The sequence below is a fragment of the Parathalassolituus penaei genome, assembly GCF_026626885.1.
GTDB classification, from domain to species: domain Bacteria; phylum Pseudomonadota; class Gammaproteobacteria; order Pseudomonadales; family Oceanobacteraceae; genus Oceanobacter; species Oceanobacter penaei.
The window spans coordinates 1-21,303 of sequence record NZ_JAPNOA010000012.1 but is presented as its reverse complement, the minus strand read 5'-3'; the positions used below and the strand labels follow the sequence as shown (position 1 = coordinate 21,303).

The window sequence follows — 21,303 nt, the reverse complement described above, 5'->3', positions numbered from 1 at the left end:
AGTATGTCAGTGTGACTGGATCAGACCAGCAATCGCCTTCGCAGCTTCTTCATCAGCGTGACGTTGCAACTGGCGGTGAATAAACAGAAAAGTCTCATGCAGCTGGTTCATGCTATCGCTGTCTTCAAGACGGGATAACATCAAGGCACTGAGACGCGACGGGGTTGCTTCATCCTGCAGCACTTCTGGCACCAGCTCTCGACCAGCCAGCAAATTCGGCAAGGAAACCCATGGCTGACGTACCAACCGTTTGAGAATGTGATAAGTCAGAGGAGCGACCTTGTAACTCACGACCATCGGCCGCTTGAGCAACATGGCTTCCAGAGTTGCTGTACCGGAAGCCAGCAAAATGGCGTCCGCCGCTGCCATACAGGTATGGGACTGCCCCTGTACCAGCTTGACCGGCAATGGATACGGCACAGCATCCAGCAGACCTTGCAGTTGTGTCATGCGCTCGGCATTGGCAGCTGGAATTACAAACTGGAGATCCGGGCGCTTCTGCAACATCAACTGGGCAGTTTCCAGAAACAGGGATCCCAGACGCCCGACTTCACTGCCACGGCTACCAGGCATGAGACACACCAACGGTCCTTCAGAATCGAGGTCGAGACTGCCACGGGCCGGGCGTTTGGGAGTCTCCAGAGCAATCTTGTCTGCCAGATGATGGCCAACAAACCGAACCGGCACCTTGTGCTGCTCGTAAAAACGGGCTTCAAATGGAAACAGGGTCAGCATCAGATCAACAGCGCGTTCAATTTTCAGAACCCGCTTCTCGCGCCATGCCCACACGGACGGACTGACGTAATGCACCGTACGCACGCCTTTGGCGCGCAGGGATTCTTCGAGAGTAAGGTTAAAGTCAGGCGCATCAATGCCAATCATGACGTCTGGAGGATTCTCCAGCCAGCGTCTGATCAATTGTTTGCGAATAGACAGAAGTTCAAACAGACGACCCAGTACCTCGACCAGGCCCATAACGGCAAGACGCTCCATCGGGAACAGAGACTCAAATCCCTGAGCCTGCATTAATGGACCGCCAATACCTTCAAATTCGGCATCCGGGAAACGCTTGCGCAGGGCTGCGATGAGCCCCGCTCCCAGCATGTCACCGGATGTTTCGCCCGCAACAATGGCAATCCGGGTCATTAACGGATAATTCCCCGGGTGGCGCTCGCCACGCTGTCCAGCAAGAGTTGAACAGGGGCACAATCGGCCAGCATTTCCTGCAAACGTTCGGTCGCTTCCTGCACCGTCATACCCTGACGATACAGCACCTTGTAGGCGTTACGCAGACCGTTGATATCATCAGCACTGAAACCACGACGACGCAGGCCTTCAGAGTTGATGCCGTGCGGCTCCGCCGGATAACCCAACGCCATCACATAAGCAGGAATATCTTTCAGCACAACAGTACCCGCGCCACACATGGAGTGAGCACCGATCTTGCAGAACTGATGAACCTGGGTTGCCCCCCCCAGAATAGCCCAATCACCCAGATGAACGTGTCCAGCCAGGTTGGTGTCATTAGCCAGAATGCAGTTGTCACCCACTACACAGTCATGAGCAACGTGTACGTTGACCATAAACAGGTTGTTGCTACCAACACGGGTTTCACCGTTATCCTGAATGGTTCCGCGGTGGAACGTGCAGGATTCACGGATAACGTTGTTGTCACCAATCACCAGAGTGGTTGGTTCGCCCGCGTATTTTTTATCCTGGCAGTCTTCGCCCAGAGTCGCAAACTGGAAAATGCGGTTTCCGCGGCCGATACGGGTGGGCCCCTTGATGACAACATGAGGACCAACACGGGTACCGGCACCAATCTCAACATCAGGGCCAATGATGCTATACGGCCCGATCTCCACGTCATCAGCCAGACGGGCTGATGCATCAACGATCGCGGTCGGATGAATCATGCAGACTCCATTTCACGTTGGGCACAGGTAATCAGGGCTGAGCAGACTACATCACCGGCAACCAGGCCACGGCAGTCAAACTTCCAGATTCCACGACGTTCGTTCACAAAACGAGCTTCCAGAATTACCTGGTCACCAGGAACGATTGGACGGCGGAAACGCACGTTATCGGCACCAGCGAAGTAATACAGCATATTCGGATTGCGCTTTTCGCCCAGAATCGCAACCCCCAGCAGACCAGCTGCCTGAGCCATGGCTTCCAGAATCAGGACACCAGGCATCACCGGGTGGCCCGGGAAGTGACCGTTGAAGAACTCTTCGTTGATGGTCACATTCTTGATCGCACGAATCACCGGAGTTTCCTCGGTGTCGAAATCGATCTCGTTAATGCGGTCAACCAACAGGAATGGGTACCGATGCGGCAGGTATTCCTGAATTTTTGTAACTGGTTGCGGGTACATCAAGCTTTACCTTCTTGGCTCTTCTCTAGTTTTTGCAGCCGTTTGGCCATCGAATCGAGTTGTTTAAAACGCGCCGCGCTTCGGCGCCATTCATGTACCGGCATATGCGAGGTACCGGATGCGTATGCACCGGGCTCAAGAATGGAATTGGTTACCAGAGTCATACCGGAAATATGAACACCATCCGTTAACTTCAGATGTCCAGCCAAACCAACGCCGCCTGCCAGCGTACAGTTACGACCAATTTCCGTGCTGCCAGCAATTCCAACACAGCCTGCCATTGCAGTACCTTCACCCACTTTCACGTTGTGCGCGATCTGGATAAGGTTATCGAGGATGACATGATCCTCAATGATTGTGTCGCCCAATGCGCCACGGTCGATACAGGTATTGGCACCAATCTCGACATGATTGCCAATCCTGACCCCCCCCAACTGGGCAATACGTTCCCACTTGCCCCGATTTGGCGCGTAGCCAAAGCCGTCACCACCAATCACGGTACCGGATTGCACACGGACAAAATTACCAATACACACACCATGGTAGATGGTAATGTTCGGGTTCAGGACACAGTCGGAACCAATAATACTGTTATCACCAACGACAGTACCGGCACCGATTTCCGTACGATCACCGATTTCAACACCGGGACCAATAACGGCTTTCGGACCGATATAAACGTCGTTACCAAGACGGGCAGTATCATCCACAAACGCACTTGGATGAACTCCCGGCTTCGGAAGCGGGCGATTATCGAAGATCTGGGTGGTCCGTGCAAAACAAAGATATGGATCTTTCACCACCAGCGCCGCACCGGGAACCTGATCGGCCAGTGCTTCAACGATAATAACGGCACCAGCACTACTGTCTTTCAGGTGATGCTGATAACCACTGTTGGCCAGAAAAGAAACCTGGTCAGCACCCGCCTCTTGCAGGGCAGCAACACCACGGATAGTGATATTGCCGTCACCACGTAACTCGGCACCCAGATGCTGGGCAAGTTCTGCCAAGCTCAACTCCATGCTCATGCCCTTTTATTTGCTGTTCAGACGTTCAAGCAGTTGCTTGGTGATGTCAGCGGTTGGAGCAACATAAATTGCAGCACCGGCAGTCAGAACCACATCATACTTGCCTTCGTCGATAATCGCCTTCAGCTTGGTTTCCAGATTGGCCTGATTCTTGGCAAAGAAGTCACGTTTCCACTTCTGATCCAGCTGCTGCAGCTTGCCACTGAAGAACTTGTATTCTTCCAGTTGTTGCTGGTATTCACCGGCACGCTTCTCACGCTCTTCCTTGCTCATAACATCGGCGTCCTTGTCCAGTTTGGCTTTGGCGTCGCGCAGGGATTTTTCCAGGCTGTCGAGTTTGGTGATATCAGCCTTGTTGTCTTTCTCGAACTGGGCAGCAGCTGCTTTGGCAGCATCAGACAGGAACAAGGCACGTTCCATATCAACCACAGCAATTTTGGTATCGGCAGCCGCAGCGCCGCTGAACATCAGAGCTGCAACCAGCAACATCAAACCACGCATTCAACTTCTCCCAAACGGAATTTTAATTTCAGAAAACCTGACCCAACGAGAATTCAAACCCTTCGGTCTTGTCTCCGCGCTGATCATTCAATGGAACAGAGTACACAAATGTCAGAGGACCAATTGCTGTGATCCAGGTAACGCCAACACCGGTGCTGTAGCGCAGCTCACCCAGGTTCAGACCTTCTGAACAATACGGATGGCTGACCATGGTTGGTACGTCGGGGTCATTCGGCTGGTAACAGGTATCGGTGAACACGTTACCGGCATCCAGGAACACCACACTGCGAACGGAACTGCGATCTTCAATAAATGGTGTCGGGAAGATCAGCTCCACCGATGCTTCGGTGAGGATGTTGCCGCCCAGTGCGCGTGCAGTTTCGTGGAAGTACGGAGCAGTTACAACAGAACCACTGGCGTCGGTCTTGTAAATCGGGCGGTACTGGTTGCTGTTGGACACAGCCACCGCAGCGCCATCAGCATCGGTCTTGTACACCAGCGTTGGTGCAGAAGAGTCCACCACCGGACGACCCAGTTCGTCCATTTCATACATGACATTGCCATCGGAGTCGGTTTGTACAACCGATACCGCAGTGTATTCCGGCAAGCTGCGAGGCCCCAGAGAACTGGTGGTGTAACCACGAACCGAGCCCAGACCACCGGAACGGAAGTTCTTGTAGAACGGCAGATGAGAATAACTGCCATAACCATTGCCGTAGCCCAGTTCGGTACGGAAATGCAGGGACCATTCATCAGCCAGTTCGAAATAATAGTTAGCGGTATAGTTCAGCTTGTAGCTGGTCAGGTCACTGCCCGGTACAGCCAGATCAAGAGATACCTTCTGTTCAATACCATCGGTCGGGAACATACCCTTGTTCAGGCCGTTGAAACGCCAGTTCAGACCCAGAGTATATTCATCAAAGGTGTCGCCCTGATCATCCAGGAAGGTCACGATTTCTGCAGGCACCGTAGAACCTTCATACATAAAGGTATTGGTGTAACCCCAGGACATCGACAAACGCTGACGCAGAGAAATCGGATAACCAAACACAACGTTACCACCACGGGTATTGGTCTGGTAATCGCTCAGGGTGGTTTGCCCCTGATAGTCGGTTTCCTGATAGAACAGGTTGAAACCACGGCTTACACCGTCAATGGTGTAGTACGGATCGTGGAATGAGAAGTTGTAAGACTGGGTGGTGCTGTTTTTCTGCACACTCAGGCTCATGCGGTTACCGGTGCCGAGGAAGTTGTTCTGGCTGACGCTGGCGCCCAGAATCATACCGCTACCGCCGGCATAACCAATGTTGAAGTTCAGGGAACCGTTGAGCTGCTCTTCGACGTCGTAGTTAACGTCAATCATATCCGCAGAGCCTGGCACGGCCGGAGTTTCAACGTTTACAGTCTTGAAGAAGCCCAGCTGGTTCAGACGACTCTTACCACCTTCAATCTTGTCAGTGGATGCCCAGCCGCCTTCCATCTGCTGCATTTCACGACGCAACACTTCGTCACGGGTGTTTTCGTTACCTGTGATATTTACGGCACGCACGTAGGTACGACGACCTGGTTCTACGAAGTAGGTCAGGTCAACCGTGAGGTTTTCATCATCCGGCTTCGGGTTGCCATCGACCTTGGCAAAGGTGTAACCATCGTTACCCAGCAAACGGGTCATCTTTTCAGAAGTTGAAGTCACCTTGCGACGGGAGAATACTTCGCCCGGTTTGATTTCGTACAAACTGGTGTACTTGTCTTCATCCAACACCAGATTACCGGCCATACGAATATCACGAATGGTATACACGTTACCTTCAGTGATATTCATGGTGATAAATACGCTGTCTTTCTCTGGGGAAAGAGAAACCTGGGTCGATTCAATATTGAAGCGCAGGTAACCACGGTCCCAATACCAGGAACGCAGTGCCTCCTGGTCTGCAACCAGCTTTTCGCGGCTGTACTTGTTATCACTCGAGTACCAGGACCAGAAATTGGTGGAGTGTAACTGCAGGTGCTTGAGCAGCTCCTCGTCCGAAAACGCCTTGTTACCAACAATATTGATGTGAGCAATCTTGGCAACGTTGCCCTCTTCCACCTTGATCTTCAAAGCTACGCGGTTACGCGGCAAAGCTTCAACGTCGGTGGAGATATGCGCATCGTAACGGCCCTGGGCAACGTATTGGCGTTCCAGCTCAAGGGAAATACGTTCGAGGGTTGCACGCTTGAAAACCAGCCCTTCAGCCAGTCCGGAGTTTTTAAGACCGTCGGTGAGAGCTTCGGTGGGAATAGCCTTGTTACCATCGATTTCGATTTTGGTAATGGTTGGCAATTCGATTACTTCCACGATCAGCACATTACCGTCGCGGTACAGACGAATATCGTTAAACAGACCCGATGAAAACAGACGGCGAGACGCCGCAGCAAGACGAGCGCTGTTGACCTCGTCCCCGACACTCAGCGGCAGGCGTTCAAATACAGTACCAGCCGACACTCGCTGCAAGCCTTCGAGACGAATATCTTGAATGACAAAAGATTCGGCAGAAGCAAAAGCAGACGTCGCACAGAAGGCGAGACACAACAGCAGAAAACGCATGAAAACAAAAATCCGGTTATGTCAGCGGCTTACAGCCGGCTGATATCGTTATAAAAAGCAACGGCCATCAGGCTCAGCAACAAACCCATGCCGACCTGCATTGCCACATACTGAATCCGTTCGGAAAGTGGTTTCCCGGTGGCCGACTCAATCAGGCTGAACACGATGTGACCACCATCCAGCATGGGAACGGGCAATAGATTCAGCACTCCCAGCGATACGCTGAGTAATGCGAGAAACTGGATAAACGACTCAAGCCCCCCTGAGGCCGAAGCGCCGGCTACTTTAGCAATGGTGATAGGGCCACTCAAGTTCTTTACCGAAACATCGCCAGTAACCATCTTGACCAGTGATTCCAGTGTAAAGACTGTCAATTCCCATGTACGTTTCGCGGCTTTCGCGATGGCAGACAGGGGATCAAGGCTGCTTTCAACCAGCCAGTCCGCCGGAATAACCGGAGATTGCACCACCACACCGGCAAAACCAGTGGTTTCACCTTTGTCATTCTGACGCGCCGCCGGTGTCAACGCGGTAGTACCTGCTGCGCCAGCACGGTCGTAACTGACCTCCAGAGTCCGCTCTGGCGCGTTACGCACCAACTCGACCCACTGATACCAGTCGTTTACGTCGACACCATCCACAGCAACAATTTTATCGCCAACCTTGAGACCAGAACTCGCCGCAGCGCCGTCAGGCAATACTTCCGCAATCACGGCAGGCACCGTCAGGCGGCGAGGATCAATCCCCAGGCCACCTAATGGATCAGGCTGGTCGGTATCACCCATCCAGTGCTCAACCGGCAATTCCAGCTCTTTGCGCTGACTATCCGCAGACTCTACCACTACCGGAATACGAGTGGTTTCACCAATAAAAGAAAGCAGATACCAGCTGACATCTTCCCAGGTCGACGCGTTGTGACCATTCACTTCAACAATACGGTCACCTACCTGAACTCCGGCGTACGAAGCGGGTGTATTCGGCTTGACCTCGCCCACCATCGCAACAACACCGGTTGTTCCGGCTACAAACAGTGCCCAGTAAGCCAGAATGGCAAACAGGAAATTGGCCAAAGGGCCTGCAGCTGCAATCGCAATCTTTTGCCATGGCGTACGGGCGTTAAAACTCTCGTGATACAGCTCCGGTGGAACCGGCGCTTCACGTTCATCCAGCATTTTAACGTAGCCACCCAGCGGCAGCGGTGCCACCGAGAACTCTGTACCGTAACGATCCTTGAATCCCCAGATTGGCTTGCCAAACCCAAGCGAAAAACGAATCACCCGGACGCCACACTTGCGCGCAACCCAGAAGTGACCGTATTCGTGAATAACCACCAGAATCGAAATAGCGACGATGAACCAGAGCAAGGTCTGCATCAGTTAATTGACTCCTTGATTGTCGAACGCTCAGCCACCAGAGTACGTGCAATCACACGGGCCTCCCGATCAGCCTGCAGAATCGCATCAAGAGAATCCGCTGTGCGGGGCTCGTGTTGTTGCATGGTGGCAGCTACCACCTCAGAGATTGCGGTAAAGGCAATTTGTTCCGCAAGAAATGCTTCTACTGCGATTTCATTGGCAGCATTCAGCACGGCCGGCATGGTGCCACCAGCAACAAAGGCCTGACGAGCCAGAGCGAGGCAAGGAAAGGTTTGCTCATCCGCAGGCTCAAAATTGAGCGTCGCGACACTGAAGAGGTCGAGATCAGCGACACCGGCTTCAATACGTTCAGGCCAGGACAGACCACAAGCAATCGGCGTGCGCATGTCAGGCTGCCCCAGTTCTGCTACCACAGAACCATCACGATATTGCACCAGACTGTGGATCACACTTTGTGGGTGCACTACCACCTTGACCTGATCCGGAACACAGTTGAACAGGAAACAGGCCTCAATCAATTCCAGCCCCTTGTTCATCAAGGTCGCAGAATCTACGGAAATCTTGCGCCCCATCGCCCAGTTAGGATGGGCAACGGCTTGCGCTGGCGTTACAGCCTGAAGCTTTTCTGCAGGCCAGCCACGGAAAGGGCCACCCGATGCCGTCAGCAACAAATGACGAACACCACTGTCTGCAAAGTTGCCGGCATAATTGGCAGGAAGTGATTGGAAAATAGCGTTGTGCTCACTGTCGATCGGCAACAGCGTGGCACCACCATCCCGTACAGATTGCATAAACAACGGCCCAGCCATCACCAGACTTTCCTTGTTGGCCAGCAAGACACGCTTGCCGGAGCGGGCGGCGGCCAGAGTCGGCAACAGCCCGGCCGCACCAACAATCGCAGCCATCACCACATCAACATCCGGATGTTCGGCAACCTCAACCAGCGCCTGCTCACCAACCAGAATCTGTGTCGGGTGATCGGCCGGTAATCCCGCGCGAACTTCCGCAGCACCGGCTTCATCAATCAGCACCGCAAAACGCGGCGAAAACATCAGAATCTGCTCAATCAGACGAGCTGTATTACGTGCTGCAGTGATTGCAAAGACACGATAACGTTCGGGATGACGCGCCAGCACGTCCAGGGTGCTGACACCAATTGAGCCGGTCGCTCCGAGAACCGTTACCGACAGAGTCATGCCAGGCTCCAGCCAAACACGTAGACACACAGGGCAAATACGGGAACTGCAGCTGCCATAGAGTCGATGCGATCAAGTACACCACCATGACCAGGCAACAGCGACGAACTGTCTTTGATACCACGATGACGTTTCATCATGCTTTCAACCAGATCTCCCAACACCGAAACCACCATGGTGATCAGCGCGATCATCAAAACAATCACAACGTCACGGCCATCAAGTGGCTTTACCCACAGATTGAGGCTGTAGGCAAATCCGAGCGCAACCACAACGGAGGTCACCAGACCACCCCAGAATCCGGCCCAGGACTTACCAGGGCTGACATGTGGCGCCAGCTTGGTATTTCCCCAGCGACGACCGGCAAAGTAGGCACCGGTATCGGCGCCCCAGACAATCAGCATGACATAAATAATCAACCATGAGCTGTGCTCCTGCACCTTGAGATGCATGAAACCAACCCACATAGGCACCAGCACACACAATCCAAGAAACGCTCGAATTGGCCGTGACTGCCAGATATCTGTCCCGCCCGGATAACGACGCACCAGAGCAAACGCAGCCACCCACCAGAGCGCACCGGCGGCCAGCCAATAAATAAGAAGATCTTCACGTACCCGCAGAATACGGGCGCTGATATACATGCACAGGAACACCATGAGGGCGTAACCAACGCGCTCCCATTTACGTTCAAAGCCTGAGATGTTGGCCCATTCCCACGCACCCAGCGTGGCAATCGCGGCGATAAAAAAAGCAAAAGGTTTCAGCGGCAGGAAGAAAATGCCGCCCACCATAATGGGGGCGAGCACCAGCGCTGTCAGAAGTCGCTGCTTAAACACGGTTGGAAGCACCCTCAAGCTGGTCGTCGGTACGGCCAAAACGGCGGGTTCTGGATGCAAACACCGCCAGCGCTTCCCGGTACTGTGGCTCCATAAAATCAGGCCAGTATTCTGGCGAGAAATAGAGTTCGGCATAAGCACACTGCCATAGCAGGAAGTTGCTGATGCGCTGTTCACCACCTGTGCGGATCATCAGATCCGGTGCCGGGAACTGGCTAAGCCATGTGTATTGATGGAACAGCTGCTCGTTAATATCCGCAGGCTCCACCGTTCCATTACGTACATCTTCAGCCAGACGACGGGCGGCCTGGGCAATATCCCACTGTCCACCGTAGTTGGCAGCAATCACCAGGGTCATCCCCGGATTGTTAGCGGTCAGTGCCTCAGCATCCGCAATCAAACGCTGAATCTTGGCGGAGAAGGCCGATTTATCCCCCATCACCAGCAAGCGTAACTTGTTGCGGTGCAGACGTTTCACTTCACGCTCCAACGCAAATGTGAACAGCTGCATCAGGGCACTGACTTCATTCTCGGGACGTCGCCAGTTTTCACTACTGAACGCAAACAGCGTCAGTACTTCCACACCTTCCCGGGCCGATACCTCAACAATGCTGCGGACGGCATCAACGCCCGCCTTGTGCCCGGCAATACCAGGCAAATGGCGGGAGCGAGCCCAGCGATTGTTGCCATCCATAATGACCGCTACATGGCGGGGCACACGACCTTTGGCCGCGCTGGAATCATCAATACTGGTCGACATGCCGGAATCAAACCTGCATCAGATCTTTTTCCTTGTCTGCCAGCAAGGAATCAACTTTGGCAATGAACTTGTCAGTCAGTTTCTGGATCTGGTCCTGACCACCACGCTCTTCATCTTCAGAAATCTGCTTGTCTTTCAACAGATCCTTGATGGCCGCGTTAGCATCACGACGGATGTTACGTACCGATACACGGCCTTTTTCGGCTTCGGAACGAGCCAGTTTGATGAAGTCCTTACGGGTTTCTTCAGTCAGGGCTGGCATGTGCAGACGGATAACATCACCAGTGGTGATCGGGTTCAGACCCAGATCCGACTTCATGATCGCTTTTTCAATATCTGGCAGCATCTTGCGCTCCCAGGGATTGATCGCCAGGCTACGGCCATCTTCAACAATGATGTTGGCGACCTGGGCAATAGGAGTTGGCGAGCCGTAATAGTTCACGGACACGTTATCAAGAATATTCGGGTTGGCACGACCAGTACGAACGCGTTTGAACGCATCCAGCATGGACTGTACGCTTTTTTCCATGCGTTCTTCGGCGTCTTTTTTAATATTGTTGATCATGATTACTTTTCCTCACTAACAATCAGAGTACCGTCATCACCGCCGGTCACCAGACGCGCCAGCACACCGGCTTCGTTCATGTCATACACACGCAGCGGCATTTTGTGGTCACGCGCCAGACAGATGGCGGTCAGATCCATTACGCCGAGCTGCTTGGCCAGCACTTCCTGATAGGTCAGGGTGTCATATTTGGTCGCAGTCGGGTCTTTTTTCGGGTCGGCAGTATACACGCCATCAACGTTGGTGGCTTTCATTACCACGTCAGCATTGATTTCAATACCACGCAGACAGGCTGCAGAGTCAGTTGTGAAGAACGGATTGCCAGTACCGGCAGAAAAAATAACCACATCTCCGTTCTCCAGAGCGCGAATGGCACTACGACGGTCGTAGTGATCCACAATACCGCTCATCGGGATAGCTGACATGATACGAGTGGTAATATTGGCGCGTTCCAGTGCATCGCGCATGGCCAGCGCGTTCATCACAGTCGCCAGCATCCCCATGTGGTCACCGGCAACGCGGTCCAGACCACCTTCACTCAGGGTTTTTCCACGGAACAGGTTACCGCCACCAATGACCAGGCCCACCTGTACACCAATGCCCTTGAGTTGGCCAATTTCCAGCGCCATACGGTCAAGAACCTTGGGATCGATACCGAAATCGAGCTCACCCATCAGGGCCTCACCGCTCAGTTTCAGAAGAATGCGTTTGTACTTTGGACTATTTTGCTTGGCCATGATGGTCTCCGTGTGCGAAATTTGGATACAAATATGCCGGGGAAAACCCGGCATATTTTCAGGGAAATCCGTATCAGGTTATCCCTGTTGTGCTATCAGCCTTTCAGCTGGGCAGCAACTTCAGCAGCGAAGTCAGTCTTTTCAACTTCGATGCCTTCACCCACTTCCATACGCAGGAAGGATACGACTTCGGCACCAGCTGATTTAGCCAGCTGAGCGATGGTCACTTCTGGGTTCTTCACGAACGGCTGATCCAGCAGGCTGTTTTCTTTCAGGAACTTGGCTATACGACCAACCATCATTTTCTCAACGATAGCTTCTGGCTTGCCAGCCATGTCTGGTTGAGCCTTGATGATGTCCTTTTCTTTTTCCAGGACTTCAGCAGGCATGTCTTCGCCACGAACAACACGTGGGTTAGAAGCAGTTACGTGCATCGCGATGTCGCGAGCCAGTTCTTCGTTACCGCCTTTCAGGGCAACAACACAGCCGATCTTGCCGTTGGAGTGCAGGTAAGCACCAACAGTTTCAGATTCAACAACGGCTGGACGACGAACAGTGATGTTTTCGCCGATTTTCTGAACCAGACCCTGACGGGCAGATTCCAGGTCGCCTTCCATCAGTTTGGCTACGTCGGTTTCACGGGTTTCGGCCAGTTTGGCAACAACCAGATCTGCGAAGGTAGCGAAGTTGGAGTCACCGGCAGCGAAGTCAGTTTCAGAGTTAACTTCAACGATTACTGCAACACCACCGTTAACCACGATACGCAGCTTGCCTTCAGCAGCGGTACGGTCGGCTTTCTTGGCAGCTTTCAGACCAGAGTTCTTGCGCAGGTCTTCGATTGCCTTATCGATGTCGCCTTCGTTAGCGATCAGTGCCTTTTTGCACTCCAGCATACCCAGACCGGTACGTTCACGCAGTTCTTTTACCAGAGCGGCCGATACGTTCGACATATCCCATTCCTCTATCAGTTAACTTGTCTAAAAAATTCGGGCTTAAAAAAAAGGGGGCAGGCCCCCTTTTTCAAGACTCGGAGCCTGTATTACTCAGCGTTGTCCTGAGCGGCAGCCTCGCCTTCGGCAACTTCTACGAACTCGTCAACCACTGGACCGTTCTGCTGCTTGCCTTCCAGCACAGCGTCAGCTACTGCAGTAGCGTAGATCTGGATTGCACGGATCGCGTCGTCGTTACCTGGGATAACGTAATCAACGCCATCTGGGTTGGAGTTGGTATCAACGATACCTACAACCGGGATACCCAGCTTGTTGGCTTCCTGAACAGCGATACGCTCGTGGTCTACGTCGATCACGAACAGAACATCAGGCAGACCGCCCATATCCTTGATACCACCGATAGAACGCTCCAGCTTCTCCATTTCACGGGTACGCATCAGAGCTTCTTTCTTGGTCAGCTGTTCGAAAGTACCGTCAGCTTGTTGGGTTTCCAGGTCACGCAGACGACGGATAGACTGACGAATGGTCTTGTAGTTGGTCAGCATACCGCCCAGCCAGCGGTGAGCAACGAACGGCATACCACAACGTTCAGCTTGTTCCTTCATGATCTTGCCAGCAGCGCGTTTGGTACCAACGAACAGTACTTTGTTGTTGCGAGCAGCAATGGATTCGATGATGGTCAGAGCGTTGTTCATCGCTGGAACAGTGTGCTCCAGGTTGATGATGTGAATCTTGTTACGCGCGCCGAAAATGAAACGGCCCATTTTCGGGTTCCAGTAACGAGTCTGGTGACCGAAGTGAACGCCTGCTTTCAGCAGGTCACGCATATTAACTTGTGCCATGATATTTACCTTTAAATCAATGGGTTAGGCCTCCACGCACCCGCCTTGCCGACCCATCCTGTTACAGAGGGCACCCCGGCCGGGCGTTGTAGTGCGTGTGTGAGATCACATCCTGCCCAGTATCGGAATGCTGGTGCAGGGCGCTAAAATTAGCGGGCGCTTTATACCACTTTGACACCACCAATTCCACCCCGTCTGTCAGGAAGCCCCCGTTCAAACGCCATACAGACGAGAACACAGGTTCAATACGGGCGGCACAATCGATACAATGATGGCCAATATCTGGGTTTAAGCGGTTTAGCAGTTTTTACATGACAGTTCTTATCAAGACAGCAGACGAAATCGAAAAAATGCGTATTGCCGGCCGCCTGGCCGCCGACGTTCTGGAAATGATCGCGCCACACGTGGTGGCCGGTGTTTCTACTGGTGAACTCGATCGCATTTGCCATGACTACATCGTCAACGTTCAGAATGCCATTCCGGCGCCGCTCAACTATCACGGTTTTCCAAAATCCATCTGCACCTCAATCAACCAGGTGATTTGCCATGGCATTCCGAGTGACGACAAGCTGTTGAAGAAGGGCGATATCGTTAATATCGATATCACCGTCATCAAGGACGGTTTCCACGGTGATACCAGTGCGATGTTTTTTGTCGGTGAACCGGCACCGGCCATTAAACGTCTGGTCGAAGTCACCAAAGAATGTCTGTATCTGGGTGTCGACATGGTCAAGCCAGGCGTTCGCCTTGGGGATATTGGCGCTGCGATTCAGCAATACGCCGAAAGCAATCACTATTCTGTCGTGCGTGAATACTGTGGTCACGGCATTGGTCGCAACTTCCATGAAGACCCACAGGTTCTGCATTACGGCAAAACCGGTACCGGCATGGTACTGGAAGCCGGTATGACCTTTACGATCGAACCAATGATCAACCTCGGTACCCGCTTTAACAAGGTCATGAAAGATGGCTGGACGGTGGTCACCAAAGATCGCAAACCATCCGCCCAGTGGGAACACACTCTGTTGGTGACTGAAACCGGCGTCGAAGTACTGACCGCCCGCCGTGATGAAAAGTACTGGGTAGCCTGATGTACGAACTGCCGTCTGAACTGTCTCTGCTGTCTGAAGAAGAACTGCTGCAACGATTGGGGGAAGCCCGCTTCCCCATCCCCGTTATCCGCCAGATCCTGAAAGACTGCCAGCAACAGGCAGACCAGTATTTCCGATCGTCCCTCGACGCAGTCGCACCGGTTTACTTTCGAGCACGGCAGATGGACAACCTGTTGTCCGCCCTCTGGAGACGATCCGGGCTGGTCAGCCCGGACCTGGCGTTAATTGCCGTTGGTGGTTATGGCCGCGCCCAGCTGCATCCCTATTCCGATATTGACGTACTGTTGCTGTGCAGAAATGAAGACAGCATCCAGAAGAACAGTGATGGTCTGCAGTCATTTATTACGTTGTTGTGGGATCTCAAACTGGAAGTTGGCCACAGCGTGCGTACGCTGGATGATTGCCTCAACGAGGCCAGCAAAGACCTCACCATCATCACCAACATGCTGGAAAGTCGCCCGATTTGTGGCGCCGAAGACCTGTTTGATGACCTCCATCACCTGATCAATACACGTGATATCTGGCCGGCCGGGCATTTTTTCCTGGAAAAGTGGCAAGAGCTGCAATCCCGGCACCAGAAGTACAACGACTCTGAATACAATCTTGAACCCAACGTCAAAAACTCTCCCGGTGCACTTCGTGATATCCAGACCGTCAGCTGGATTACCTTGCGTCACTTTGGAGAGGGCGATCTGAAGGCGCTGGAAAAACGTGGTTTCCTGACCCCATTTGAACACGACCGCCTTGCCCGCAGCATGCGCTTCCTGTGGCAAGTCCGCTACGCACTGCACATGCTGGCAGGCCGAGAAGAAGACCGCTTGCTGTTTGACCTGCAACGAGAAGTCTCCACCCTGCTCGGCTTCCGCGACGACGAGGAAAAACTCGGCGTGGAGCGTTTTATGACTCGCTTCTACCGAAACCAGCTTTCCACCACCGAACTCTGTGACTTGCTGTTTCTGCACTTCAACGAAGATCATATGAAGTCGCATCAGAATGCCGATGTTGAGCAGATTAACGAACATTTCGTGCTGTATAACGGTTACCTTCAGCTGACTGATCCGGGGTTGTTTTCACGTGATCCCAGCTGGCTGTTGCGAGTATTCCTGTTGTGCGCCGAACTCCCTGCAGTTCAAGGCGTACACTCCGATACCATTCGAGCCCTGCGCGACCATCGTAATCTGATCGATGACGAATATCGCCGCAACCCGGAACACAACGCCCTGTTTATGGAGCTGATGTGTAACCACAATCACGTGGTACGAGAGCTCTCACGAATGATGCGTTACGGCATCCTCGGCCGTTATATTCCAGAGTTTGGCAAGATTATCGGCATGATGGAGCACGACCTGCTGCACATTCATACCGTCGACGATCACACCTTCCGTATGATCCGAATGTTACGCCAACTGCGTTTCTCGGATTTGCGCCTGTCGTTTGCAACGGCGTCACGCCTGATTCACCGGATTCCACGACGGGAAGTGTTATACCTCGCCGCCCTGTTACACGACACCGGGAAATACCAGAAAGGCGACCACACCGAAAATGGTCGGGTGATTGCCCAGCAATTCTGTCGTCAACACAACCTCAAGCCAACCGACTCCCATATGGTCTGCTGGCTGATTGCCAACCACCTGACCATGTCACATGCAGCCCAGCGTCTGGATCTCAACAATCCGGAAGACATTCATCAATTCGCGCTGGAAGTTGGTGACCAATATCACCTCGACATGCTCTATCTGATTACTGTCGCCGATACCGTCAGCACCAACCCTAAACTCTGGACCAGCTGGCGTGCCGAGTTGATGCGCGAGCTGTATTACAACACCCAGAATGCCCTGCGCCGTGGTCTTGCCAATCCGATTAACAAGGAAGACTACATTGCCGAAATCCAGCAGGAAGCAATCAGCCGCCTGCAAGAGCAAGGCATGACGCTGGAACAGATCACCAGCATCTGGGGCCAACCAGGTGACGACTATTTCCTGCGCGAAAGTGTCGACAATATCGTCTGGCACACAAATGAAATCGCAGCCCATGGTGACCGCTCAGTACCGCTGGTATCCATTCGCCAGACGCGTGATACCGACGGTGATGAAGGGGCAACCCAGATCTTCATTTACATGAAGGACCAGATCAATCTGTTTGCGGTAACCACCGCAACTCTCGACCAATTGAATCTGAACATTCAGGATGCCCGGATCATGACATCCGAAAGCAACCACAAGGTGGTGGATACCTACATCGTTCTCGATGAGAATAATTTGCCGGTTTACAGCCCGGAGCGAATGGAAACTATTCGTCTGGCTCTGATCAAGGCTCTGGCAAACCCGGCCGAATACTCCACCATCATTAATCGTCGGACGCCACGCATCCTAAAACACTTCCCGGTTGAAACCGAAGTGACCATGAGCAACGACCCGTCGATGCAACGTACGGTACTGGAAGTGACCGCCGCTGATCGTCCAGGTCTGCTGGCACGAGTCGGTGCAATCTTTGCCCAGTTTGGCGCGCAAATGCAGGGGGCCAAGATTCGAACAGAAGGCGAACGAGTGTTCGACATCTTCTTTATTCTCGACCGTAACGGCTATCCATTTTCTGACCCGGATGAATGCCAAGCGCTGCAAAAAGCCATTGTTGCAGGCTTGGATGCTCAGGTAGAAGCCCAAACCGCGGTCTGACAGATTCGAACAACAGCTTCGATATTTTGAGCTCCTTTTGATAACAGCATTGGCGTAAAGTGCTGTTATCAGGAGGAAATTTCATGTCCAATTCCGTTCAACGTGTTATCCGCAGCCATCCGAGTTCTGATGGTGATGGCGTCAAGATTCGCAGGGTTGCCCTGTTTAACGAAACCGTCAGTGACCCATTTCTGATGATCGACGAGCTGCGTTCGGATAATCCCAAAGATTATATCGGTGGTTTCCCACCTCACCCTCACCGTGGCATGGAAACCCTCACCTATCTCCGTCAGGGCGGTCTTGAGCATCGAGATCACCTGGGTAACCGGGGCATGATTCATTCCGGTGGTGCGCAGTGGATGTCCGCTGGTCGCGGTATCATCCACTCCGAAATGCCCTCTCGTGAAGCCAACGGCCTGCACGGCTTTCAGCTCTGGATCAACCTGCCAGCGGTCAACAAAATGCAAGCGCCGGATTATCGTGACGTTCCGGCAACGGAAATTCCGGTTGTTCAAGCTGGTGACGTAACCGTTAAAGCCATTGCTGGTAGCTGGAGCGTTAACGGCGAAACGGTTGAAGGTGCCCTGATGAACATGGCAGCCAATGCCGGAATCCTGGATGTTGAGCTGCCAGCGGGCAGTAACGTTGCGATTTCGGCCCCCGCAGGACACAGCCTGATGGCCTTTGTATACGATGGCGAGCTGGATCTGGAAAGCGCCGTCGCACCAAAATCACTGGTTGTGTTTGCGACTGGAGAGAATAGCGACTGCACCCTGACAAGCAGCACAGGCGCTCATCTGCTGTTACTGGCAGGTAAGCCAATCAAAGAGAAGATTGTGCATTACGGGCCGTTTGTGATGAACACAGTGGCCGAAATCGAACAGACGATCGACGATTATAACCGTGGCCGTTTCTGACCACGGTTAAATCAAACCGGCTTATTCAGCATCCGGTTCGCGTTTCTGACGACGAACCGGAGCAAAACCGGCACCATCCATCAGGTTGGTACGCTTGGCTGGCTTCGGAGTCGCCGGGCCTTTTCCAACACGACGCGGCTCAGATGACTTCTTGCGAGCATCTTTTTTCGCACCATCTTTCTTGCTGTCTTTTTTCTTCTTGGTTCCGGCAGCCTTGCCCGAAGACTTCAGTTTCTTCGGTCCTTTGTAGGCAGCAACCAGACCGTCAATCTGACGTGGCTGCATCATCATCTGCAAGGTACGTTCAATAGACGCCTTCAGATTCCACTCGTACGGCATGATCAGACTGATTGCCAGACCAGCCTTGCCAGCACGGCCGGTACGGCCAATACGGTGGACATATTCATCCGCCTTGCGGGCAAGATCGTAGTTGATCACCAGATCCATACCTTCAACGTCCAGACCACGCGCCGCTACATCAGTGGCAATCAGGATTGGCCGACGTCCTTCACGAACCATTTGCATGACGTAACGACGATCATCCTGGGACATTTCACCATGCAACATGGCAACGCCTTCACGGTGACGACGCACAAACTCTGACAAGCGTTCAACTTCACTGCGTTTGTTGGCAAATACAATCGCTTTTTCGAAGGTTTCATTCGCCAGCAACCATACCAGCAAACGGTCCTTGTGAGCTGGGTCATCCGCCAGAATACGTTGCTGTACAATCAGATCATGCTGCTCTTCAATCGCACGGGTAGTGATCTCTGCAGGCTCTTTCAGCATCTTGCGAGCAACACGACCAACACCTTCATGACGCAAGGTTGCCGACAGCATCATGGTCTGACGCTCTGTATTACAAGCAGAAATAATGATGTCCATGTCTTCTGCGAAGCCCATGTCCAGCATACGGTCAGCTTCGTCGAGGACCAGAAACTCCAGACTCTTCAGATCGCAAGTACCACGCTTGAGGTGATCAACCAGACGTCCAGGAGTCGCAATCACAATCTCAGGATTCTTGCGCAACAGTGAGGCTTGATAACGGAATTCTTCACCACCGCAAATCAGTCCGGAATCAGGGCGAACAAATTCACTGAACAGCTTGCAGACCTTGTGAACCTGATTTGCCAGCTCCCGGGTTGGCAACAGGATCAGAGCACGAGTACCAGAATTCGGACGCGCTTCGTTATCCAGCAAGCGGGTCAACAGTGGCAGAAGGTACGCCAGTGTTTTACCACTACCGGTTTCGGCGCACACCTGCACATCCTTACCAGCCAGAGCCAGAGGCAATACGGCACTCTGTACCTCGGTTGGCTCACTGATAGCCAGCTTTTCGAGGCCCAGAAGCAAACGCGGATTCAGTGAAATTTCAGTAAACACACAAATTACCTTTCGGGAGACAGACGCAACATTATATCAGACCTCACACCCTGCGTAGCCGTTACAGTGGGGGCCTGTTCATAAACCTGGGCTGAAACGGTTTTCGTCACCGGATTTCAGCTTTAGACTCTTGGAATAACATTATCAGTATCAGGGAACACCGATCATATGAAACGTACACTTATCCGTTCGGCCATGATTACCGCAGGTATTGCGGTTGTCACAGCCTGCGCGACCAGCCCTACTGGCCGTACTCAGCTGATGGTGGTATCACCAGATACCGCCATCTCTGAGTCCAAACAGGCGTACGTCAGCACTGTAGATGAGCTCGACAAAAACAAAAAACTGGTCACCGATACCAAGGTCACCAAACGTATCCGCGACATTACCGGACGCCTGATTACCGAAGCCATTGCCAAGTACCCAAAAACTACTTCATGGGAATGGAGTGTGGCTATTATCGACGATCCCGACACACTGAACGCATGGTGTATGGCAGGCGGTCGTATGGCTATCTATACCGGCATCATCAATAAACTGAATCTGACCGATGATGAAATCGCCCAGATTATGGGACATGAAATTTCCCATGCCTTGTCCAATCACACAGCGGAGCAAATGTCCCGAGCAATGGCCATCAATGCCGGCCTGATGGCTGCCGCCATTGCCACGGATCAGAATGCTTATGCACTGACTGGAACCGCGATTGCAGCCAAACTGGCGCTGGAACTTCCTAACAGCCGTACAGCAGAAGCTGAAGCCGATCGCATCGGTATTGAACTGGCCGCACGGGCCGGTTATTCACCAAGCGCTGCAGTATCGCTCTGGAACAAGATGCAATCCGCCAGCAGCGGTTCAACGCCTGAATTCCTGTCGACTCACCCATCACCGAGCAATCGTTCCAAGACTCTCGAGAAACTAGGGCCAGAAATGCAGGCGCTCAACCCCACCGGTAAAAAATCCGTGGTTTATCCAGTTACCATCATGCAGTAAAAAATCACCCGATAGCCTTCAGTGCTATCGGGTTATTTCTTTGGCTAAAGCAACAAACAAANAAAAAGCCCCGATAGCTTGGCTATCGGGGCTTTGATTAGATGCTTGACGATGACCTACTCTCACATGGGGAGACCCCACACTACCATCGGCGATACTGCGTTTCACTTCTGAGTTCGGAATGGATTCAGGTGGTTCCACAGTTCTATTGTCGTCAAGCAAACCGTTTTGCTCATGCGTCCGTCTTATGCTCCGTAGAGCCGCGCGCTGTCAGCGAATAGGGTTGGATACATGAGTATGAATATTCTCGTTTTTTGCGAACCGACGTCACTGGTCGATATTACGTAACCGTTTACCGGTTTGGGTGTTATATGGTCAAGCCTCACGGGCAATTAGTATCAGTTAGCTCAACGCCTCACAACGCTTACACACCTGACCTATCAACCTGGTGGTCTTCCAGGGCCC

Annotated in this window: 19 protein-coding genes and 2 rRNA genes; 4 read left to right on the top strand and 17 right to left on the bottom strand. The window is 52.8% G+C overall.

Annotated elements, in window-relative coordinates:
* Positions 1-6: 6 nt before the first annotated feature.
* The 14 genes from lpxB to rpsB all read right to left on the bottom strand — a co-directional run bounded on the left by lpxB (position 7) and on the right by rpsB (position 13,758).
* The gene (gene lpxB, locus OUO13_RS02800) at positions 7-1,146 is read right to left on the bottom strand and encodes a lipid-A-disaccharide synthase (protein ID WP_283172324.1); all 1,140 of its coding nucleotides are present in this window, start codon (positions 1,144-1,146) and stop codon (positions 7-9) included.
* Complete coding sequence (gene lpxA / locus OUO13_RS02795; protein WP_283172323.1) at positions 1,146-1,916, bottom strand: acyl-ACP--UDP-N-acetylglucosamine O-acyltransferase; 771 nt, start codon at positions 1,914-1,916, stop codon at positions 1,146-1,148. Before lpxA ends, lpxB begins: the two co-directional genes overlap by 1 nt.
* Positions 1,913-2,377, bottom strand: a complete 465-nt coding sequence (gene fabZ, locus OUO13_RS02790; RefSeq protein ID WP_283172322.1) for a 3-hydroxyacyl-ACP dehydratase FabZ — start codon at positions 2,375-2,377, stop codon at positions 1,913-1,915. Before fabZ ends, lpxA begins: the two co-directional genes overlap by 4 nt.
* Positions 2,377-3,387 carry a UDP-3-O-(3-hydroxymyristoyl)glucosamine N-acyltransferase gene (gene lpxD / locus OUO13_RS02785; protein ID WP_346429324.1) on the bottom strand — a complete coding sequence of 337 codons (1,011 nt, stop codon included), beginning with the start codon at positions 3,385-3,387 and terminating at the stop codon, positions 2,377-2,379. Before lpxD ends, fabZ begins: the two co-directional genes overlap by 1 nt.
* Positions 3,388-3,411: 24 nt before the next feature.
* Positions 3,412-3,906 carry an OmpH/Skp family outer membrane protein gene (locus OUO13_RS02780; RefSeq protein ID WP_283172320.1) on the bottom strand — a complete coding sequence of 165 codons (495 nt, stop codon included), beginning with the start codon at positions 3,904-3,906 and terminating at the stop codon, positions 3,412-3,414.
* Positions 3,907-3,934: 28 nt separating this feature from the next.
* On the bottom strand, positions 3,935-6,493 hold the full coding sequence (gene bamA, locus OUO13_RS02775) for an outer membrane protein assembly factor BamA (protein WP_283172319.1): 2,559 nt from the start codon (positions 6,491-6,493) through the stop codon (positions 3,935-3,937).
* 29 nt (positions 6,494-6,522) lie between these two features.
* Positions 6,523-7,866, bottom strand: coding sequence for an RIP metalloprotease RseP (gene rseP / locus OUO13_RS02770; protein ID WP_283172318.1), 1,344 nt, complete (start codon positions 7,864-7,866; stop codon positions 6,523-6,525).
* The gene (gene ispC, locus OUO13_RS02765) at positions 7,866-9,065 is read right to left on the bottom strand and encodes a 1-deoxy-D-xylulose-5-phosphate reductoisomerase (RefSeq protein ID WP_283172317.1); all 1,200 of its coding nucleotides are present in this window, start codon (positions 9,063-9,065) and stop codon (positions 7,866-7,868) included. Before ispC ends, rseP begins: the two co-directional genes overlap by 1 nt.
* Positions 9,062-9,904 (bottom strand): phosphatidate cytidylyltransferase, encoded by an 843-nt coding sequence (locus OUO13_RS02760; protein WP_283172316.1) that lies wholly within the window; start codon positions 9,902-9,904, stop codon positions 9,062-9,064. The genes ispC and OUO13_RS02760 overlap by 4 nt, the downstream gene beginning before the upstream one ends.
* Positions 9,897-10,664: a polyprenyl diphosphate synthase gene (gene uppS, locus OUO13_RS02755; RefSeq protein ID WP_283172315.1), complete on the bottom strand. Its 768-nt coding sequence runs from the start codon at positions 10,662-10,664 to the stop codon at positions 9,897-9,899. Before uppS ends, OUO13_RS02760 begins: the two co-directional genes overlap by 8 nt.
* Positions 10,665-10,671: 7 nt before the next feature.
* Positions 10,672-11,229, bottom strand: a complete 558-nt coding sequence (frr, locus tag OUO13_RS02750) for a ribosome recycling factor (RefSeq protein WP_283172314.1) — start codon at positions 11,227-11,229, stop codon at positions 10,672-10,674.
* Positions 11,230-11,231: 2 nt separating this feature from the next.
* Positions 11,232-11,966, bottom strand: a complete 735-nt coding sequence (pyrH, locus tag OUO13_RS02745) for a UMP kinase (RefSeq protein ID WP_283172313.1) — start codon at positions 11,964-11,966, stop codon at positions 11,232-11,234.
* 95 nt (positions 11,967-12,061) lie between these two features.
* Positions 12,062-12,916 carry a translation elongation factor Ts gene (tsf, locus tag OUO13_RS02740; protein ID WP_283172312.1) on the bottom strand — a complete coding sequence of 285 codons (855 nt, stop codon included), beginning with the start codon at positions 12,914-12,916 and terminating at the stop codon, positions 12,062-12,064.
* An 89-nt stretch (positions 12,917-13,005) separates the two neighbouring features.
* On the bottom strand, positions 13,006-13,758 hold the full coding sequence (gene rpsB, locus OUO13_RS02735) for a 30S ribosomal protein S2 (RefSeq protein ID WP_283172311.1): 753 nt from the start codon (positions 13,756-13,758) through the stop codon (positions 13,006-13,008).
* A 311-nt stretch (positions 13,759-14,069) separates the two neighbouring features.
* Between rpsB and map the strand changes: the two genes are divergently transcribed.
* The 3 genes from map to OUO13_RS02720 all read left to right on the top strand — a co-directional run bounded on the left by map (position 14,070) and on the right by OUO13_RS02720 (position 18,462).
* The gene (map, locus tag OUO13_RS02730; protein ID WP_283172310.1) at positions 14,070-14,849 is read left to right on the top strand and encodes a type I methionyl aminopeptidase; all 780 of its coding nucleotides are present in this window, start codon (positions 14,070-14,072) and stop codon (positions 14,847-14,849) included.
* On the top strand, positions 14,849-17,545 hold the full coding sequence (gene glnD, locus OUO13_RS02725) for a [protein-PII] uridylyltransferase (protein WP_283172309.1): 2,697 nt from the start codon (positions 14,849-14,851) through the stop codon (positions 17,543-17,545). Before map ends, glnD begins: the two co-directional genes overlap by 1 nt.
* Before the next feature lie 83 nt (positions 17,546-17,628).
* Positions 17,629-18,462, top strand: a complete 834-nt coding sequence (locus OUO13_RS02720; RefSeq protein ID WP_283172308.1) for a pirin family protein — start codon at positions 17,629-17,631, stop codon at positions 18,460-18,462.
* A gap of 21 nt (positions 18,463-18,483) precedes the next feature.
* On the opposite strand, the gene OUO13_RS02715 is transcribed toward OUO13_RS02720, so the two are convergent.
* Entirely contained in the window at positions 18,484-19,845 is a 1,362-nt protein-coding gene (locus OUO13_RS02715; RefSeq protein WP_283172307.1) for a DEAD/DEAH box helicase, read from the bottom strand.
* A 168-nt stretch (positions 19,846-20,013) separates the two neighbouring features.
* Between OUO13_RS02715 and OUO13_RS02710 the strand changes: the two genes are divergently transcribed.
* Positions 20,014-20,838 carry a M48 family metallopeptidase gene (locus tag OUO13_RS02710; protein ID WP_283172306.1) on the top strand — a complete coding sequence of 275 codons (825 nt, stop codon included), beginning with the start codon at positions 20,014-20,016 and terminating at the stop codon, positions 20,836-20,838.
* Between the two features lie 103 nt (positions 20,839-20,941).
* On the opposite strand, the gene rrf is transcribed toward OUO13_RS02710, so the two are convergent.
* Together rrf and OUO13_RS02700 are read right to left on the bottom strand one after the other, a co-directional pair.
* A 5S ribosomal RNA gene (gene rrf, locus OUO13_RS02705) occupies positions 20,942-21,057 on the bottom strand.
* Positions 21,058-21,209: 152 nt separating this feature from the next.
* Positions 21,210-21,303 (bottom strand): 23S ribosomal RNA (locus OUO13_RS02700); the annotation flags it as partial.